The 17,766-nt window shown below is 61.7% G+C and carries 18 protein-coding genes; 11 read left to right on the top strand and 7 right to left on the bottom strand.

From position 1 onward, the window contains the following. The first annotated feature begins 67 nt into the window (after nt 1-67). The 3 genes from QOM08_RS03330 to QOM08_RS03340 are packed head-to-tail and all read left to right on the top strand — an operon-like array spanning nt 68 to nt 2,415. Nucleotides 68-643: a YfiR family protein gene (locus QOM08_RS03330; protein ID WP_173407416.1), complete on the top strand. Its 576-nt coding sequence runs from the start codon at nt 68-70 to the stop codon at nt 641-643. Further along, on the top strand, nt 640-1,908 hold the full coding sequence (locus tag QOM08_RS03335; RefSeq protein WP_107322985.1) for a diguanylate cyclase domain-containing protein: 1,269 nt from the start codon (nt 640-642) through the stop codon (nt 1,906-1,908). Before QOM08_RS03330 ends, QOM08_RS03335 begins: the two co-directional genes overlap by 4 nt. Nucleotides 1,909-1,911: 3 nt before the next feature. Continuing rightward, nucleotides 1,912-2,415, top strand: coding sequence for an OmpA family protein (locus QOM08_RS03340; protein ID WP_316912561.1), 504 nt, complete (start codon nt 1,912-1,914; stop codon nt 2,413-2,415). Here QOM08_RS03340 and QOM08_RS03345 read toward each other — a convergent pair. Continuing rightward, nucleotides 2,412-3,359: a LysR family transcriptional regulator gene (locus QOM08_RS03345; RefSeq protein WP_107322983.1), complete on the bottom strand. Its 948-nt coding sequence runs from the start codon at nt 3,357-3,359 to the stop codon at nt 2,412-2,414. The genes QOM08_RS03340 and QOM08_RS03345 overlap by 4 nt on opposite strands. A gap of 143 nt (nt 3,360-3,502) precedes the next feature. Between QOM08_RS03345 and QOM08_RS03350 the strand changes: the two genes are divergently transcribed. Beyond that, the gene (locus QOM08_RS03350; protein ID WP_047229525.1) at nt 3,503-5,029 is read left to right on the top strand and encodes a CoA-acylating methylmalonate-semialdehyde dehydrogenase; all 1,527 of its coding nucleotides are present in this window, start codon (nt 3,503-3,505) and stop codon (nt 5,027-5,029) included. Between the two features lie 10 nt (nt 5,030-5,039). Then, the gene (mmsB, locus tag QOM08_RS03355) at nt 5,040-5,927 is read left to right on the top strand and encodes a 3-hydroxyisobutyrate dehydrogenase (RefSeq protein WP_139051222.1); all 888 of its coding nucleotides are present in this window, start codon (nt 5,040-5,042) and stop codon (nt 5,925-5,927) included. Nucleotides 5,928-6,015: 88 nt separating this feature from the next. Here mmsB and QOM08_RS03360 read toward each other — a convergent pair whose 3' ends face one another. Both QOM08_RS03360 and QOM08_RS03365 read right to left on the bottom strand, forming a co-directional pair. Continuing rightward, a complete protein-coding gene (locus tag QOM08_RS03360; RefSeq protein WP_047229527.1) occupies nt 6,016-6,360 on the bottom strand; it encodes a cupin domain-containing protein in 345 nt (114 codons plus the stop codon). A 97-nt stretch (nt 6,361-6,457) separates the two neighbouring features. After that, entirely contained in the window at nt 6,458-7,342 is an 885-nt protein-coding gene (locus QOM08_RS03365) for a LysR substrate-binding domain-containing protein (RefSeq protein WP_047229528.1), read from the bottom strand. 217 nt (nt 7,343-7,559) lie between these two features. Between QOM08_RS03365 and QOM08_RS03370 the strand changes: the two genes are divergently transcribed. Beyond that, nucleotides 7,560-8,324: a sulfite exporter TauE/SafE family protein gene (locus QOM08_RS03370; RefSeq protein ID WP_316912562.1), complete on the top strand. Its 765-nt coding sequence runs from the start codon at nt 7,560-7,562 to the stop codon at nt 8,322-8,324. Here the strand turns inward: QOM08_RS03370 and QOM08_RS03375 are convergent. Continuing rightward, nucleotides 8,314-8,628 (bottom strand): putative quinol monooxygenase, encoded by a 315-nt coding sequence (locus QOM08_RS03375; protein ID WP_047229530.1) that lies wholly within the window; start codon nt 8,626-8,628, stop codon nt 8,314-8,316. The genes QOM08_RS03370 and QOM08_RS03375 overlap by 11 nt on opposite strands. Before the next feature lie 196 nt (nt 8,629-8,824). Between QOM08_RS03375 and QOM08_RS03380 the strand changes: the two genes are divergently transcribed. Next, a complete protein-coding gene (locus tag QOM08_RS03380; protein ID WP_047229531.1) occupies nt 8,825-9,415 on the top strand; it encodes an NAD(P)H-dependent oxidoreductase in 591 nt (196 codons plus the stop codon). A 109-nt stretch (nt 9,416-9,524) separates the two neighbouring features. Further along, entirely contained in the window at nt 9,525-10,436 is a 912-nt protein-coding gene (locus tag QOM08_RS03385; RefSeq protein ID WP_316912563.1) for a LysR family transcriptional regulator, read from the top strand. 93 nt (nt 10,437-10,529) lie between these two features. On the opposite strand, the gene QOM08_RS03390 is transcribed toward QOM08_RS03385, so the two are convergent. Then, nucleotides 10,530-11,009 (bottom strand): Lrp/AsnC family transcriptional regulator, encoded by a 480-nt coding sequence (locus tag QOM08_RS03390; RefSeq protein WP_047229533.1) that lies wholly within the window; start codon nt 11,007-11,009, stop codon nt 10,530-10,532. Between the two features lie 415 nt (nt 11,010-11,424). Here QOM08_RS03390 and QOM08_RS03395 point away from each other — a divergent pair, with 415 nt between their 5' ends. Beyond that, nucleotides 11,425-12,405, top strand: coding sequence for a DUF6515 family protein (locus tag QOM08_RS03395; protein ID WP_107322980.1), 981 nt, complete (start codon nt 11,425-11,427; stop codon nt 12,403-12,405). A gap of 135 nt (nt 12,406-12,540) precedes the next feature. Here the strand turns inward: QOM08_RS03395 and QOM08_RS03400 are convergent, their stop codons facing one another. After that, nucleotides 12,541-13,434: a cation diffusion facilitator family transporter gene (locus QOM08_RS03400; RefSeq protein WP_047229535.1), complete on the bottom strand. Its 894-nt coding sequence runs from the start codon at nt 13,432-13,434 to the stop codon at nt 12,541-12,543. 28 nt (nt 13,435-13,462) lie between these two features. Further along, entirely contained in the window at nt 13,463-13,882 is a 420-nt protein-coding gene (locus QOM08_RS03405; RefSeq protein WP_047229536.1) for a hypothetical protein, read from the bottom strand. 95 nt (nt 13,883-13,977) lie between these two features. Between QOM08_RS03405 and hrpB the strand changes: the two genes are divergently transcribed. Then, nucleotides 13,978-16,494, top strand: coding sequence for an ATP-dependent helicase HrpB (gene hrpB, locus QOM08_RS03410; protein ID WP_076386450.1), 2,517 nt, complete (start codon nt 13,978-13,980; stop codon nt 16,492-16,494). Nucleotides 16,495-16,604: 110 nt separating this feature from the next. Beyond that, complete coding sequence (locus tag QOM08_RS03415) at nt 16,605-17,657, top strand: LacI family DNA-binding transcriptional regulator (RefSeq protein ID WP_316912564.1); 1,053 nt, start codon at nt 16,605-16,607, stop codon at nt 17,655-17,657. Nucleotides 17,658-17,766: the final 109 nt, after the last annotated feature.

Below are 17,766 nucleotides of genomic sequence, written 5' to 3' on the forward strand. Positions count from 1 at the left end.
TGCCTCGCTGGCTTTTTGGCACTGTGCTATCTTTCCGGCACTTATTGCATCGACCAAGAGACTTTCCATGAGTGTGGCTGTTCAGGAGACAGTGCGCCGCAAGGGCTGGAGGCAATATTTGCTTGCCGGCCTGCTGTGCTCACTGGCGCCTGTGGTTGTCGCCCAGGATCAGGCCACCACGACCCGGGCTGAACAGCGGGCCGAATCCGTCACCCAGGTTGTGTTGGGAATTCTCAGCTACGCCCGCTGGCCCGTGGAACCAGCGCAATTGCAGCTGTGCATTGTCGGGCCGACTCAATACACAGACGATTTGGTCAAGGGTACGACTCAGGCCACTGGCCGGCCTGTGACTGTGCAGCGGGTGCTGGCCGACCACCCCAGTATTGCCACTGATTGCAACGCGATCTACATCGGCAGATTGACCCATGACGAGCGCACCCGGCTGTTCGCGTCCTTGATCGGTAAACCTGTGTTGAGCATCAGTGAAGGCGGCGATCAGTGCACCGTCGGCAGCCTGTTCTGTCTGCGGGTCGCTGACGAACAGGTCTCGTTCGAGGTCAACCTGGATTCGGTGGCGCGCAGTGGCGTGCGCATTCACCCCAGCGTTTTGCAGCTTTCACGTCGCAGGCCAGCAGCCCCATGAATCTGCCCACGGCACGGATCCGTCCCACACTGGGCTCGGTCATTGGTCGCGGTCACCTGATTGTCGCGTTGGTGGCGATCACCATGGCCAGTGTCTCCCTGACGTTGCTCGGTGTACTTGCGCTGCGAGTCTATGCCGATCACAACCTGCACCTGATCGCCCGCTCGATCAGCTATACCGTTGAAGCGGCCGTGGTGTTCGATGACTCAGTTGCGGCGACCGAGGCGCTGGCTGTGATTGCCTCCACCGAAGAGGTCGCCGATGCCGAGGTGTTCAACGAGCATGGGCGTCTGCTGGCTCGCTGGCAGCGACCGGAAACCGGCTTGTTGTCGGAATTGGAAAGGCACATCGCCAAAACCTTCCTGGAAAAGCCCATCAGCCTGCCAATTATCCATCAGGGACAGAATATAGGCGCAGTTCTACTGTCGGGGCATGGCGGCAGTCTTTTGCGGTTTTTGCTCAGCGGCCTGGCGGGAATTGTCTTGTGCACGGCGGTGAGCGCCTGGGTGGCGTTGTATCTGGCGCGGCGCCAGTTACGCGCAATCACCGGGCCGCTGCGCAGCCTCGCCGAGGTGGCCCATGCCGCGCGCAGCGAACGCGCCCTCGACCGACGCGTACCGCCGGCCGCTATCGCCGAACTGGATAACCTGGGCAATGACTTCAACGCGCTGCTTGATGAGCTGGAGTCCTGGCAAACCCACCTGCAAAGCGAGAACGAAACCCTGGCTCACCAGGCCAGTCATGACAGCCTGACCGGATTGCCGAATCGGGCATTTTTCGAAGGCCGGCTGATCCGTGCACTGCGCAATGCCAACAAACTCGACGAGCAGGTCGCCGTGCTCTATCTGGACAGTGACCGGTTCAAGGGTATCAACGATAACTTCGGCCATGCTGCCGGTGATGCGGTGCTGACGGCGGTGGCGACACGGGTCCGGGCACAGTTGCGTGAAGGTGACCTGGTGGCGCGCCTGGGCGGTGACGAATTTGCCGTGCTGCTTGCACCCTTGCACCGGACCGAGGATGCCGAACGGATTGCCGAGAAAATCATCGCCAGCATGGAAATGCCCATTCAATTGCCCGGCAATGCCTCGGTGCTGACCTCTCTGAGTGTCGGCATCGCCGTTTATCCTGATCATGGCGCGACACCAGGTGCCTTGCTCAACGCCGCCGATGCGGCGATGTATCAGGCCAAGCGCCTCGCCAGAGGCGGTCAACACACGGCTGGGTCGGAGCACCCGGTTGCTGATCTTCAAGCCAGGAGCTGACTCGTGCGCCTATATCCTCAACTCTCCCTGCAGCGCTTCGCCGCGCTTTTGTTCATCACCGTTCTGGCCCTGTCCGGCTGCCAGACGACACCCCAAAAAGGTCTTACCCCGGCGCAAGTCGCCGTGCTCAAACAACAAGGGTTCGAATTGACCGATGAGGGATGGGCTTTCGGCCTGTCCGGCAAAGTACTGTTTGGCAGCGATGTGGAAACCCTCAACCCGGCCAGTACCGAGATTGTCGAGCGAATCGGCAAGGCTCTGCTGGGGGCCGGAATCGAGCGGGTGCGGATCGATGGTCATACCGACGCATCAGGCTCGCAAACCTATAACGAACAACTGTCGATACGTCGGGCCAGCAGCGTGAGCAAGGTATTGATTGGCGTGGGCATGCGCGAAGAAAACGTTCAAACACGGGGGCTGGGCAGTAGCAGGCCAGTCGCCTCCAACGACACGGTCGAGGGGCGCACCGAAAACCGTCGCGTCGCCATCGTGGTCATCGCCGACTAGTCGGCGAATACCATCTCTCGGCTCTCGCCCATCAACAATGGCTGATTCTGCTCAGTCACTTCGCGGATGTAATCCCACAACAGCGTGATGCGTTTGAGCTTCCTCAAATCCTCCCGGCAGTACATCCAGAACTGCCGGGTGACGGTGATTTCCTCCGGCAGCACCGGCAGCAGGCGCGGATCCTGGGCGGCGAGGAAGCACGGCAGGATCGCCAATGATCGTCCTTGCTGCGCTGCCACGAACTGCGCAATCACGCTGGTGCTGCGCAGGTGAGCATGGGCGCCTGGCAATACATTCGCCAAGTAGAGCAGCTCGGAACTGAACGCCAGATCATCCACGTAGCTGATGAACGAATGCTTGCTCAGGTCCGCCGGTCGGTGGATGGGAGGATGGCTGTCCAGGTATGGCTGGGTGGCGTAGAGCTGCAGTCGGTAGTCGCACAGTTTGCAGCACACATACGGGCCATGTTCGGGGCGTTCGAGGGCGATGACGATGTCGGCTTCGCGCTTGGAAAGGCTGATGAAGTGCGGCAGCGGCAGGATGTCCACGGAAATGGCCGGGTAGGCATCGACGAAATGACTCAGTTGCGGCGTGATGAAGAAGCTGCCGAAGCCCTCGGTACAGCCCATGCGCACGTGGCCGGACAACGCCACCCCAGAGCCTGACACCTGTTCGCAGGCCATGTGCAGGGTGCTTTCGATCGATTCGGCGTAACCCAGCAGACGCTGGCCTTCGGCGGTCAGGACAAAACCGTTGGTCCGGGATTTTTCGAACAGCAGCGTCCCCAATGACGTTTCCAGCGAGCTGATGCGTCGCGACACCGTGGTGTAGTCGACGGCCAGGCGCTTGGCCGCCGTGCTGGCCTTGCGGGTGCGGGCCACTTCGAGGAAAAACTTGAGGTCGTCCCAATTCAGCGACCCCAGGGAGGTGATGTTTTTTTGCATGATGGACCGGTTTTTATGTGCGTTCTTATTAGAAGTTTGCACATCTATACTCCAAAAACCGTCTCATCACCAAGGTGTCTGTCTATGCACCTTGATCTGTGCTGAACCAGCGCTCTCTATAAGAACAAGTCCCGGAGGCCAGCATGAACGTTTCCCTTACGCCCAGCGACACTGCCCTGCAAACCGTAAAATTGTTGATCGACGGCGAGTGGGTTGAATCCCAGTCCAGCGAATGGCACGATATCGTCAACCCGGCCACCCAGCAGGTACTGGCGAAAGTCCCGTTCGCCACGGCGTCGGAAGTCGATGCCGCCATTGCCGCCGCCCAGCGTGCTTTCCAGACCTGGAAGCTGACCCCCATCGGTGCGCGGATGCGCATCATGCTCAAGCTCCAGGCGCTGATTCGCGAGCACTCCAAACGCATCGCCGCCGTACTGAGCGCCGAGCAGGGCAAGACTATCGCTGATGCCGAGGGCGATATTTTCCGTGGCCTGGAAGTGGTCGAACACGCCTGTTCCATCGGCACCCTGCAAATGGGCGAGTTTGCCGAGAACGTTGCCGGCGGCGTCGATACCTACACGTTGCGCCAACCGATTGGTGTGTGTGCGGGCATTACCCCGTTCAATTTCCCGGCGATGATTCCGCTGTGGATGTTCCCGATGGCCATCGCCTGCGGTAACACCTTCGTGCTCAAACCGTCGGAGCAGGACCCGCTGTCGACCATGCTGCTGGTGGAGCTGGCCATCGAGGCTGGCGTGCCGGCGGGCGTGCTCAACGTGGTGCATGGCGGCAAGGATGTGGTGGATGCCCTCTGCACCCACAAGGACATCAAGGCGGTTTCCTTTGTCGGCTCAACGGCGGTCGGCACCCACGTGTATGACCTGGCGGGTCGGCATGGCAAGCGCGTGCAGTCGATGATGGGCGCCAAGAACCATGCGGTGGTGTTGCCTGATGCCAATCGCGAACAGACCCTCAATGCTTTGGTCGGCGCCGGTTTCGGGGCGGCGGGCCAGCGTTGCATGGCCACTTCGGTGGTGGTCATGGTGGGCGCGGCCAAGCAATGGCTGCCCGAGCTCAAGGCCCTGGCGCAGAAGCTCAAGGTCAACGCCGGCAGTGAGCCGGGCACGGATGTCGGCCCGGTCATTTCCAAGCGGGCCAAGGCGCGGATTCTTGAATTGATCGAGAGTGGCGTACAGGAAGGGGCCAAGCTGGAACTTGATGGCCGTGACATCAGCGTGCCGGGTTTCGAGCAAGGCAACTTCGTCGGCCCGACCCTGTTTTCCGGCGTGACTACCAGGATGCGTATTTACACCGAAGAAATCTTCGGCCCGGTGTTGGTGGTGCTGGAAGTCGACACCCTTGATCAGGCAATCGCCCTGGTCAATGCCAACCCGTTTGGCAACGGCACCGGCCTGTTCACGCAAAGCGGGGCGGCGGCGCGTAAATTCCAGAGCGAAATCGACGTCGGCCAGGTGGGGATCAACATCCCGATTCCGGTACCTGTGCCGTTTTTCAGCTTCACCGGCTCCCGTGGTTCGAAACTCGGTGACTTGGGCCCCTACGGCAAACAAGTGGTGCAGTTCTACACTCAGACCAAGACCGTTACCGCACGCTGGTTCGATGATGACAGCGTCAATGACGGTGTGAACACCACCATCAATCTGCGTTAAGGAGCCGGACATGAAGATCGCATTTATCGGTCTGGGCAACATGGGCGCCCCCATGGCGCGCAATCTGCTCAAGGCCGGCCACTCGCTGAACCTGTTCGACCTGAACCAGACGGTGCTGGCTGAACTGGCCACATTGGGCGGCACCATCAGCGCCTCACCTCGCGATGCGGCCCAGGGCGTGGCCCTGGTGATCACCATGTTGCCGGCTGCTGCTCATGTACGCAGTGTCTGGCTGGGTGAAGACGGTGTACTGGCCGGCATCGCCGCCGGTACGCCCGCGGTGGATTGCAGCACCATCGACCCGCAGACCGCTCGCGATGTTGCCGCCGCAGCCGCCAAACAAGGCGTAGCAATGGCCGACGCGCCAGTCTCCGGCGGCACCGGTGGCGCAGCGGCCGGCACGTTGACCTTCATGGTGGGTGCCACTGCTGAATTGTTCGCCACCCTGCAACCGGTGCTGGCGCAGATGGGCCGTAATATCGTGCATTGTGGCGACGTCGGCACCGGGCAGATCGCCAAGATCTGCAACAACCTGCTGTTGGGGATTTCCATGGTAGGCGTCAGCGAAGCCATGGCCCTGGGCGATGCCCTGGGGATCGATACGCAGGTACTGGCCGGGATCATCAACAGCTCAACAGGCCGTTGCTGGAGTTCGGACACCTACAACCCGTGGCCTGGCGTGATCGAAACAGCACCGGCGTCCCGTGGCTACACCGGGGGCTTTGGTGCCGAGCTGATGCTTAAGGACCTGGGCCTGGCTACCGAAGCGGCGCGGCAGGTTCATCAGCCGGTGGTGCTAGGCGCGGTTGCGCAGCAGTTGTACCAGGCGATGAGTCAGCGGGGCGAGGGCGGCAAGGATTTTTCGGCGATTGTTAACAGCTATCGCAAGCCGCAATAAGAGCTGGGGCATCGACGCCACAGAGCCTGTGCAATTTGGAAAGCTGTTTTCCGAGAGACCATGTCGGGTGGTCTCTCGGTTTTTTGTTTCAGGCGAAGACGAAGTATTTACGCACGGTCTCGACCACTTCCCACGTGCCTTTCATGCCAGGCTCGATGACGAAGATGTCACCGGCCCGCAGATGGATCGGCTCCATGCCATCGGGGGTGATGATGCAGTAGCCTTCCTGGAAATGGCAGTACTCCCACTTCACATAGTCGACGCGCCACTTGCCCGGTGTACAGATCCAGGTGCCCATGATCTTGCTGCCGTCTTCGCTGGTGTAGGCGTTGAGGTTGACGGTGTGCGGATCGCCTTCGAGTTTTTCCCATTTGCAGGCATCGAGTACGGGCAGCGGATGGGTATCGCGCAGGACGGTGATGGGGGCGGTCATGTGAACTCCGAAAGGGACAGAACAGAGCAGGCACCCTAACGCGCGGCATGATCGGGCAGATGCCTGTGCTCGACACCGGCCTATCCAGAAGCGCGCATCAGCGAGCGGTCAGGTGCGTGGCAAGGGCTTTGGCGTAGGCGGGCAAGTTGTCGAAGCGGCGGGCGCACAGCCGCAGTGAGCGTTGAGCCCAGGCCTCTTGCAGCGAGACCCATTGCCAGGAAGGTTCGGGCGGGCGCCGCGCGATCGCGGCCTTTGGCACGATGGCAATGCCCGCACCATGAGCGACCATGCGAATCACGCCATCAAAACCGTCGGCGCGAATGCGAATGTGCATGCGTCGTCCGGTGTGCAGCGCCTGTTCTTCGAGGTAAATCGCCAGCGCACTGGAAGCGTTCAGGCCTACATAATCATGGCCGAGGGTCTCATTGAAGTTCAGCGGACGACCGTCAGCCAGGGGATGTTCCGAGGGCAGGATCAATACCAGCGGATCATCGCGGAAGGGCCGGGTTTCAAGGCCGGCGATGTCCACCGCGTCGGAGATGATACCCAGGTCCGCCGCACCCTGACGCAGCGCATGGGTGATCCGTGAACTGGGCAATTCCTGCAGATCGATGTCGAGGTTGGAATGGGCCTTGAGAAAGTCGGCCAGCAATTCCGGCAGGTATTCGGTCATGGCGCTGGTGTTGCACAACAACCGCACCCGGCCTTTGACGCCGCGGGCGTATTCGCCGAGGTCCTGTTGCAGGTGTTCGGCATGTTGCAGCAACACCCGGGCATGTTGCGCCAGTGCCTGGCCGGCCGATGTGGGTGTTACACCGCGCCGCCCGCGTTCGAGCAATTCAATCCCCAGGGAGGCCTCCATGGCCCGGACCCGGGCACTGGCCGCTGCCAGGGACAGATGGCTGCGGGCAGCGCCGGCAGTGATGTTGCCGGTGTCGAGGATGTGCAGGTAGAGGCGCAGGTCGGTGAGGTCGAAGTGCATGGGGGATGTGATCCTGTGCCGGGTTCTGGGGTGTCTGGAACATTGTCATCGCGAGCAGGCTCGCTCCCACGAGAACAATGCAGGATCCAAGGTGGGAGCGAGCCTGCTCGCGATGGCGTCTACAGCCTCAGCAAATTCTTCAGCCTCTTGCTCGGCCAGAGGCTATCTCAGTATATGGCAGATTCAAAACCCGACCGCCAGGGCCCACGATAGCCCCATGAACACACTCATGGCTTTCTATCAAAATCTTGGCTCTGCCCTTTCTTTGCTGGTCATAGGCACTTTCCTGCTGGCCGGCACCATCAAGGGTGTGATCGGCCTCGGCCTGCCGACCATTTCCATGGGCCTGCTCGGCCTGGCTATGGCTCCGACACAGGCTGCGGCGTTGCTCGTCATCCCGGCCACGCTGACCAATATCTGGCAACTGACCTTTGGCGGTCATCTGCAAACCCTGATCAGGCGCTTGTGGCCACTGTTGCTGGCGATTTGCATCGGCACCGCTCTGGGCACGTTGTGGTTCGATACGGTGGGGGGACCTTGGGCGGTGCGAGCATTGGGTGGCGCGTTATTGCTGTACGCGCTGAGCGGGCTGTTGCTGCCGACATTGCGGGTCGCTGCCAGTGTTGAGCCGTGGGCAGCGCCGTTGTGCGGTCTGCTCACTGGCCTCATCACTTGTGCGACGGGTGTGTTCGTCATCCCGGCGGTGCCGTACCTGCAAGCGTTGGGCTTGAGCAAGGACGAACTGGTGCAGGCGTTGGGGTTGTCATTCACGGTTTCGACACTGGCCCTGGCGGCCGGCCTGCTGTGGCGCGGCGCCTTGGGCGGTGGCGAATTAAGTGCTTCGGTGCTGGCCCTGGCGCCAGCGCTGTTGGGGATGTGGCTGGGGCAATGGCTGCGTCAGCGCATCAGCGCCGTGCTGTTCAGGCGGGTGTTTTTCATTGGCCTCGCTGTGCTCGGCGGCCATTTGCTGATCAGCGGCTAGCCGAGGACGGGCTGAGCATGTCGACGCGGCGGATCTCGAAATCGCGCTCCAGGTATTCCATGCGCTGCTCAAAAAACTGCTTCATGTGCGGCAGGTTCGAATGCACGTCCAGATGAGCCTGGGATTGCCAGATTTCATAGAAGATAAACAGGGTCGGGTCTTGCCGGTCTCGCAGCATGTGATATTCGATGCAACCGGGTTCGGCACGGCTCGGTTCCACGTAGGCACGAAACAGCGTTTCGAAGGCTTCGGCTTTTTCCGGACGGGTCTTGGCGTGCAGGATGAAACCGTGCAATTCGCTCATCGGAGAGGCTCCTGAATAAAAGTATGCGAATGCTACGGCAAGAATTGGCTACCTATTCGTGCGTATAGGTCAAATCAGTTTTGCCGTTGCAGTGCTTACTCCGCCGCAAGCTCATCGGTACTCTGCCGCCATCATTTTCAATCTTTCCATTGGGTGACCGTTCAACCGTGTCCCCTGGAATCCGATGAGGCTCTCCATGAAAAAAGTCCTGCTGCTCAACGGTGGTAAACAATTCGCTCACTCCGACGGTCGCTATAACGCCACCCTCCATGATGCGGCGGTCAGCGTGTTGGACCGTGGCGGGTTCGATGTGAAAACCACGTTCATCGACGGTGGTTACGACATCAAGGAAGAAGTTGCCAAATTCCTCTGGGCCGACGTGATCATTTACCAGATGCCAGGCTGGTGGATGGGCGCGCCGTGGACCGTCAAGAAATACGTCGATGAGGTCTTCACCGAAGGCCATGGCAGCCTCTATGCCAGCGACGGCCGCACCCGCTCCGATGCTTCGCAGAAATACGGCAGCGGTGGTTTGTTGCAGGGCAAGCAATACATGTTGTCGCTGACCTGGAACGCCCCGCAGCAAGCCTTCGATGACCCGACCGACTTCTTTGAAGCCAAGGGTGTGGACGCTGTGTACTTTCCGTTCCACAAGGCCAACCAGTTCCTGGGCATGAGCGGATTGCCAACCTTCCTGTCTGTGGACGTGATGAAACGCCCGAATATCGAGGCCGATGTGGCGCGTTATGAGCAGCACTTGATTGAGGTGTTCGGCCTGAAGGCGTGACCTTTCTTTTGTCACGTATCCCGATACTATCCTGGGGCTCGGGTCCGCTTTGCGGCCCGGCGGGGATAGATTCCCTCGCCACAAGAGAGCGCAGTCGACAGGGGGATACGTGAAAGCCAGATCCGACGAATTGCAGATTTTCGTCTGCGTGATCGAGTGCGGGTCGATATCCGCCGCCGCCGAGCAGGTCGGGCAGACGCCGTCTGCGGTCAGTCGTACCTTGTCGCGCCTGGAAGCCAAGCTCGATACCACGCTGATCAACCGCACCACGCGGCGCATGGACCTGACCGAAGAGGGCAAGTATTTCTTCGAGCAGGCCAAGGGCATTCTCGACCAGATGGATGAGCTGGAGGAGCGCCTGTCGTCTCGCCAGAAAAACCCGGCGGGGCGGTTGCGGATCAATGCGGCTTCGCCTTTCATGTTGCACGCTATCGTGCCGCATATCGAAGAGTTCCGCGGGCTCTACCCGGATATCCAGCTCGAACTCAACAGCAACGACCTGATCATCGATTTGCTCGAGCAAAGTACCGACATAGCGATCCGCATCGGCACCCTCAGCGATTCGACGCTACATGCCCGATCCCTGGGGTGCAGTCCGCTGCATATCCTGGCCAGCCCGGCCTATCTGAAGCAGCACGGTACACCTGCCACTGTCGCCGAACTGGCCCGGCATGCACTGTTGGGGTTTGCCCAGAATGAGGGCCTCAATCAGTGGCCGCTGCGCCACGAGCACGGTGATCGTTGGCCGATCCAGCCTGCCATCAGCGCGTCCAGTGGCGAAACCGTGCGTCACTTGGCGCTGCAAGGGCAGGGCATAGCGTGCCTGTCGGACTTCATGACCCGTGAAGACATCCGTGCTGGCCAGCTCAAGGTGCTGCTGGCCGATGCCAACAGCGGATATCGCCAACCGATCAACGCGGTGTATTACCGCAACTCCCAACTGGCCCTGAGGATCCAGTGCTTTCTGGACTTCATCCAGGGCAAGCTCGCCGAATACGCCTTGCGGGAATTCAAAGGCTGATTCGTGGCTTCAAGGCGAGTGTGGTTTGGGTTCGGGGGCTGGCCGATGCGCGCGTACGTCGGTGAGCGGCTGTGAAGCGGCGCTCGTTTGTCGTCAGCCGCGCAGATGAGTCAGCGGCAGTTCGGTGCTGTTGAGCACCTGGTTCAACACGAAGCTGGACCGCACACTGGTGACCCCGTCAATCCGGGTCAGGTGCCCCAGCAGCAGTTTCTGATAATGGTCCATGTCCGGCACCACGACCTTGAGCTGGTAATCCGCATCCATGCCGGTCACCAGGCTGCATTCCAACACCTGGGGCAAATTGCGGATGGCGGCTTCGAAGTTCTCGAAACGTTCAGGGGTGTGGCGGTCCATGCCGATGAGCACGTAGGCCGTCAGGCTCAGGCCGAGCATTTTGCGGTCGAGCAGGGCGACCTGACGGGTAATGTAGCCGTCGTCTTCCAATTGCTTGACCCGCCGCGAGCAGGGGGACGGCGACAGGCCGATGCGTTCGGCCAGCTCCTGATTGGAGATGCGCGCGTCGCGCTGCAATTCCGCCAGAATGCTCAGGTCGTAACGGTCGAGTTTGCTCATTGGTCGGGCCTTTGTCTTGATAATTGCTGGATATTATCTATCGCGGGTAAAAAATTGCGCAAGTGATGTTTATTTACGCAATCTTCGCAATCATTCGTCAGTGCTCCGAGCCTATTCTTATCACCAAGATCACTGCTCGGACAAACAGTCCAGTGCGGCCCGCCTAATCCGGCCGGCCGCGGTCGCAGCACCCACCGGTGTCTGGCAGACCCCCGAGCTGCACACTGTCCAGAAGACGGCGTGAGGTGAGCCGACGTCAAAAGCGTCGCGCACGGACGAAGTTCTCAAGGGGAGGCCGACGGGCCTCCCTTTTTTATGCCTGCGAAATAATGGCGGCGACTGATAACCTGTCGCAGAACCGGCCTAGGCTTTTCCAGTCTCATTCATCAGGCCCTGAACCGTTGTGAGGAATTTCATGAAGTCGCGCATCTGGCGTTTGGCAGGTGTTGGTCTGTTGTGGGCAAGTGTCAGTGCGCAGGGAGTGGCCGACGATCAGCAAAATCGTGGCGGCCCGGACGGGCGAGGTGGCAATGGCCAGGGTTATTCAGGCCAACCCCGGCCACAGAGCAACGAGATCATTCGCGGCGACAACAGCCGCCAGTTTGAGGTCCAGCCTCACGCTCAAGGCGGCCAGCCCTACAACCGCCCGCCGCAAGACCCCAATGGTCGTCCGCCGCAGCCACCGGGTAACAGCCTGCCGATCCAGGGCCGCCCCGACAGCGTGACCCAGACTCAGGAGCCGAGGCCGGGTTACTACCGCGATATTCCGCGCCGCAGTGATGGTTATCCGAGCGGTGGGCCACGCCCCAGCCATGACCCTCGCCCTGATCAGCACTGGTCCGGTCGGCCGGACGGTCATGGCAACGGCTGGGGGCCGGGGCCGCAATATCGTCCTGGGTATGTAATCGATCGTTTTCCGGATCGTCACTACCGCGTGCCTTACCGTGGCCATGACTATTTTTATTCGGGCGGTTACTGGTATCGCCCCCAAGGGCCGCGCTATATCGTGGTTGAGCCGCCGCGCGGAATCCGTACCCGTTATCTGCCCGATTATGCCCGGGAAGTCTGGATTGGCGGCTCGCTGTTTTTCCTCGCCGCCGGTGCCTATTACATCTACGAAGCCAACACCCGGGACTACGTCGTCGTTGACGCGCCGGTGAGCAACCCGCAGCCCCAGCCCCAAGGCAACAGCTACGATGTGGTGGCTTATCCAGCCAACGGCCAGTCTCCCGAGCAGGTCAATCAGGATGGCTACGAATGCTATCGCTGGGCGGTGCAGCAGAGCGGTTTCGATCCGCGCAACTACACCTACCCGCCCGCGCCGCAAGTGGTACAGACCTATCGTCAGGCCCAAGGGAGTTGCTTGAGCAGTCGTGGGTATCAGGTGACGTACTGATCACTCGAAAGAAAAACACTCCCCTGTGGCGAGGGAGCTTGCTCCCGCTCGGTTGCGCAGCGACCGTAAAATCTTGGGCCTGCTGCGCAGGCCAGCGGGAGCAAGCTCCCTCGCCACGGGGTTCTGTGTTCGGCGTCAGGCGCTGGTGCGCTTCACCACTTCCGACGGATCGGCATGCACCAACACTTCCGCCTTCGGATAGGCGCGGTGTATGGCATCGGCGGCCTGGTCGCTGATGCCGTGGGCTACTGACAGGGTCAGTTCTCCCGGCAGTTCCAGATGCAGTTGCACGAACCAATGGTTACCTGAGATCCGCGTGCGCAGATCGTGGGCACCCAGTACCCCGGGCACCGCGCAGGCCAGTTCCAGCATGCGCTGGCTGACGTCGGGCGGCAGTTCCTCATCCATCAATACCGCGAAGCTTTCCCGGGCGATCTGGATCGCGCTCCACAGGATGTAGACGGCGATGCCCAGGCCGAACCAGGCATCCAGTTGATGCCAGCCCAACCCGGCCAGCACCAGGGCGACCAAGATGCTGCCGTTGAGCAACAGATCCGAGCGATAGTGCAGCGAGTCAGCGCGCACGGCGTTGGAGCCGGTGGCGCGGACGACCCGATGTTGCAGCGCCAACAAGGCCAGGGTCAGCCCCAGGGAGAATACGATCACGCCGACACTGAGCCAGGCCGCTTCCACCGGGACCGGGTTTTTCAGACGCTCAAACGCCTGTAGCGCAATCAACACGGCACTGCCGCCGATGAACAATGCCTGGGCCATGCCGGCCAGGGACTCGGCTTTGCCGTGGCCGTAACGATGGTCCTCGTCGGCGGGGCGCAATGCGTAATGCACCGCCAGCAGGTTGAGCAGCGACGTGACGCCGTCCAGCGCCGAGTCGGTCAGGCCGGCGAGCATGCTCACCGAGCCGCTCAGCCACCAGGCCAGTGCCTTGGCAATGACCAGAATAAGCGCCACGGCCACCGAAGCACGGGTGGCCAGACGCAGCAGACGGGCATGTTCGGTGCTGGTGGTCATGGCGCGGTCGTTCCTTCAATAGCGCCCATCACGCGGCCGGTTTAAGCCCGAGGGCGGCCAGTTGCTGGGCGTTGCCCTTGCTTTGGATCAAACGTGGGTCGTCCAGGGGGAAACTGCGGCCCAGTTCGCTCTCCAAAATCGCTTGCAGCTTTTGGTTGTTGACGCTGCCGTCGGCGTTGATCGCCGGCTTGAGTTTTTCTGGCTCGATCTGGACGCTTCTGCCGGGCTCGAAATAAATCGCCCCGGTGGCGAAGTCCACGGCGAACGCGATCAGGCCGGGGATGATGTAGAACAGCAGGCCGACGGCGTCCAGCGCGGCAATCGCCGGGTCGATCTTGCCGTCGATCTGGCCGCGACGGTCGGGGTAGAAGATCGAGCCGCAGGCGCTGATCTGGGTCAGCAGGGAGGCGACCAGAACGCCGCCGATCACGCGAAAGGGAATACGCATAGCAATCTCCTGAGCAGGTAAAGGCGTTGCTGGTTGGAGTCCAGACCACGCTAAACAGTTCGCCGTTATACTCGGCCCTCTGTTTTGGAGCCAGCATGATTTCTTTGCCGATTGATGAAGTTTTACCTGCCCTGCGTCAAGCCTTGGCGTCGCGTCACGAAGCCGTGCTCGAAGCGCCGCCCGGCGCTGGTAAAACCACCCGCGTCCCCTTGGCCCTGTTGAATGAGTCCTGGCTGGCCGGGCAGACGATTCTGATGCTTGAGCCCCGGCGCCTGGCGGCACGGGCGGCGGCCGAGCGACTGGCCAGCGAGCTGGGGGAAAAGGTCGGTGAAACCGTCGGCTACCGAATTCGTCTCGACAGCAAGGTGGGCCCCAAGACCCGCATTGAAGTGGTCACCGAAGGCATCCTCACCCGCCGCTTGCAGGACGACCCGGCGCTGGAGGGCGTTGGGCTGCTGATTTTTGATGAGTTCCACGAACGCAGTCTCGACGCCGACCTGGCCCTGGCCTTGAGTCTCAATGGCCGCGAGCTGTTTCGCGACGACCAGCCGCTGAAAATCCTGCTGATGTCCGCGACGCTGGAAGGCGAGCGCCTGGCCGGGTTGTTGGACGACGCGCCGATCCTGCGCAGTGAAGGGCGCATGTTCCCGGTGACGGTGCGCTGGGGCCGGCCGTTCCAGCCCGGCGAGTTCATCGAGCCGCGCCTGGTGCAGACCGTGCTCGAAGCGCTGCACGATGAAACCGGCAGCGTGCTGGTGTTCTTGCCTGGGCAAGCGGAGATCCGCCGGGTTCATCAGCAACTGGCCGATGCCTTGGGTGAAGGCGGTAATGTGCTGCTCTGTCCATTGCATGGCGAGCTGGACCTCGCCGCCCAACGCGCGGCCATCGACCCGGCGCCGCCCGGCCAGCGCAAAGTGGTGCTGGCCACCAACATCGCCGAAACCAGCCTGACCATCAATGGCGTACGGGTGGTGATTGATGCCGGATTGGCGCGAGTGCCGCGCTTCGATCCGGGCAGCGGCATGACTCGCCTCGACACCCAGCGGATTTCCCGGGCCAGCGCCACTCAGCGGGCCGGGCGGGCCGGGCGTCTGGAACCGGGGGTGTGCTATCGGTTGTGGTCCGAGGACCAGCACGAACAACTGGCCGCTTATGGCAGCGCGGAGATTCTTTCGGCGGACCTGGCCGGGCTGGCTTTGCAATTGGGGCGTTGGGGCGTGACGCCGCAGCAATTGGTCTGGCTCGACATCCCGCCCACCGCCGCTTATGCCCAGGCGCAGGAGCTGCTGCAACGCCTGGGCGCGCTGGACGGCGAGCAACTGACCCGTCATGGCCAAGCCATGGCCGAACTGCCGGCTCACCCGCGCATCGCGCATTTGTTGCTGCGGGGGCAGTCGCTGGGGCTGGCGGACATGGCGTGCAACGTCGCGGCGCTGTTGGGGGAGCGAGACATTCTGCGTGGCGCCGGGGCGGACCTGCACACGCGCCTGGCGTTGCTGTCCGGTGAAGAGCGGGCGGCCCGTGGCGCCCAGGGCGGGGTACAGCGGGCGCGGCAACTGGCCCGGCAATATCGCGGTTACCTGCGGGGCAAGGCCGAAGACGCCGTCGCCGACCCCGAACATCCGCGCTGGCTGGGCGCTTTACTGGCGTTGGCCTACCCGGATCGCGTCGCTCAACAGCGGCGGCCCGGCGGGGCGGAGTATCGCCTGGCCAACGGCCGTGCAGCGTTGTTTGCCGAAGCGGACAGCCTGATGAAACAGCCGTGGCTGGTGATCGCCGACCTGGGCAGCCGACAGGGGCAGCGGGAAGAGCGAATCTACCTGGCGACGGATTTCGATCCGGCGCTGTTTGATTCGGTGCTGGCCGAACAGGTGCGCACGGTGGATCAACTGGATTGGGACGAGCGTGAAGGCGTGCTGCGGGCCGAGCGCCAGCGCAAGGTCGGCGAACTGGTGCTCAGCCGTGAGCCACTGACCGGGCTGGATGAGTCGGCGCGCAGCCAGGCGCTGGTGAACCTGGTACGGCGCAAGGGACTGGAGTTGCTGCCCTGGACGCCGGAGCTGCGGCAATGGCAGGCGCGGGTGGCACTGTTGCGCCGGCTCGATCTGGAGGCCAAGAGCGAGAGTGATTGGCCAGATGTCAGCGACGGGGCGCTACTGAACACGCTTGAGCAATGGTTGATGCCGTACCTGGGACGCGTGTCACGCCTCAGCCATTTCGCCAACCTGGACCTGTCGAGTATCGTCCACAACCTGCTGCCCTGGCCCTTGCCGCAACGGCTGGATGAATGGGCACCCCATCATCTGAGCGTGCCCTCGGGCTCGTCGATTCGCCTGGACTACAGCGAACACCCGCCGATTCTCGCGGTACGCTTGCAGGAACTGTTCGGCCTGGCCGACACCCCACGCATTGCCGGCGGCCGACAGGTCGTCAAACTGCACCTGTTGTCACCGGCGCGGCGACCGGTGCAGGTGACCCAGGATCTGGCGAATTTCTGGCGCAGCACCTATGCCGAAGTGAAGAAAGACCTCAAGGGACGTTATCCCAAGCATTACTGGCCGGACGATCCGCTGGTGGCCGAAGCCACGGCCCGGATCAAACCCCGCAAGTGATAAACCGCCGGTTTGGCCCGCCAGCACGGGGGCGCAAATGGTAGATTCACCGACCCATCAACTGCTTTATACGCAGTCCCGGTTACTTGGCTTCAGATTCGGAACAGTTCATGGCAAAGAAACCAGCAGCGCCCACCTCCCAGGCACCGATGACCTTGGCCACCAGGGGTTCGAGCCTGACGTTGATCGATGTGGCAAAGATTGCAGGCGTCTCGCCAATGACCGTTTCCAGGGCTTTGCATCGCCCGGAACTGGTGAGCGAGAACACGCGGGAGAAGGTCCGCGAAGCGGTGCGCCAATCGGGCTATGTGCCGAACATGCTGGCGGGTAGCCTGGCGAGCAACAAAAGTCGTCTGGTGGCGATTTTCCTTCCAACCATCGCTAACTCCATTTTTGCAGACACCGTGCAATCGCTGATGGACCGCCTGACCCAAGCGGGCTATCAAACCCTGCTCGGTCTGACCGGCTACAGCGCGGAGCAGGAAGAGAAACTGCTTGAAGCCGTACTCGGTCGTCGTCCGGACGGCATCGTATTGACCGGTACGCTCCATACCGAATCAAGCCGCTTGCGACTCGCCCAGGCGGGAATTCCCGTGGTCGAGGCCTGGGATCTGAGTGAAGACCCTTTGGACATGCTGGTTGGCTTCTCCCATGAAAAAGTCGGGCAAGAGACCGCGCGACATTTGCTTGAAAAGGGTTACCAGCGCTTTTCCGTGGTGACCATCAGCGACCCGCGTGGCCTGCGTCGCTGCAACAGTCTTATCGCCGAGCTGCAGCGCCAGGGCATTGAAGAGGTGCCCATGGAAGTCCTGGCGCCCCCCGCCACGCTGGAGGTGGGGCGCGAGGGGCTGCGGCGGCTGCTGGATCTGCCGGTGCGCCCCGACATCGTGGTGTGCAGCTCCGATACCGTGGCTCAAGGTGTGTTGGCGCAAGCCGCCAGCCTTGGCTTGAAGGTGCCCGCTGACTTGGCCGTCATGGGCTTCGGGGATCTCAGCAGCGCGGCGCAGGTTTACCCGGCGCTGTCGACCGTCAGCGTCGACGGCGGCAGGATTGGCCTGCAAGTGGCTGAAGCACTGCTTGAACGATTCGAAAATCCCGGCGCCCATCTCAAACCCGTGCGGATTGACACCGGCTTCACGTTCATCGACCGCGCCAGTACCTGAGCCTGGCAGTGGATTCCGGGGATTTGCGGGATTGAATGATTGCGCAATCAGTGTAGTATCGAGGCAAGAGACCTTCTGAAGCATCGACGAAGGTCTTTTTTATGTCTCT

Source organism: Pseudomonas sp. P105 (assembly GCF_032614175.1).
Lineage (GTDB): Bacteria > Pseudomonadota > Gammaproteobacteria > Pseudomonadales > Pseudomonadaceae > Aquipseudomonas > Aquipseudomonas rhizophila.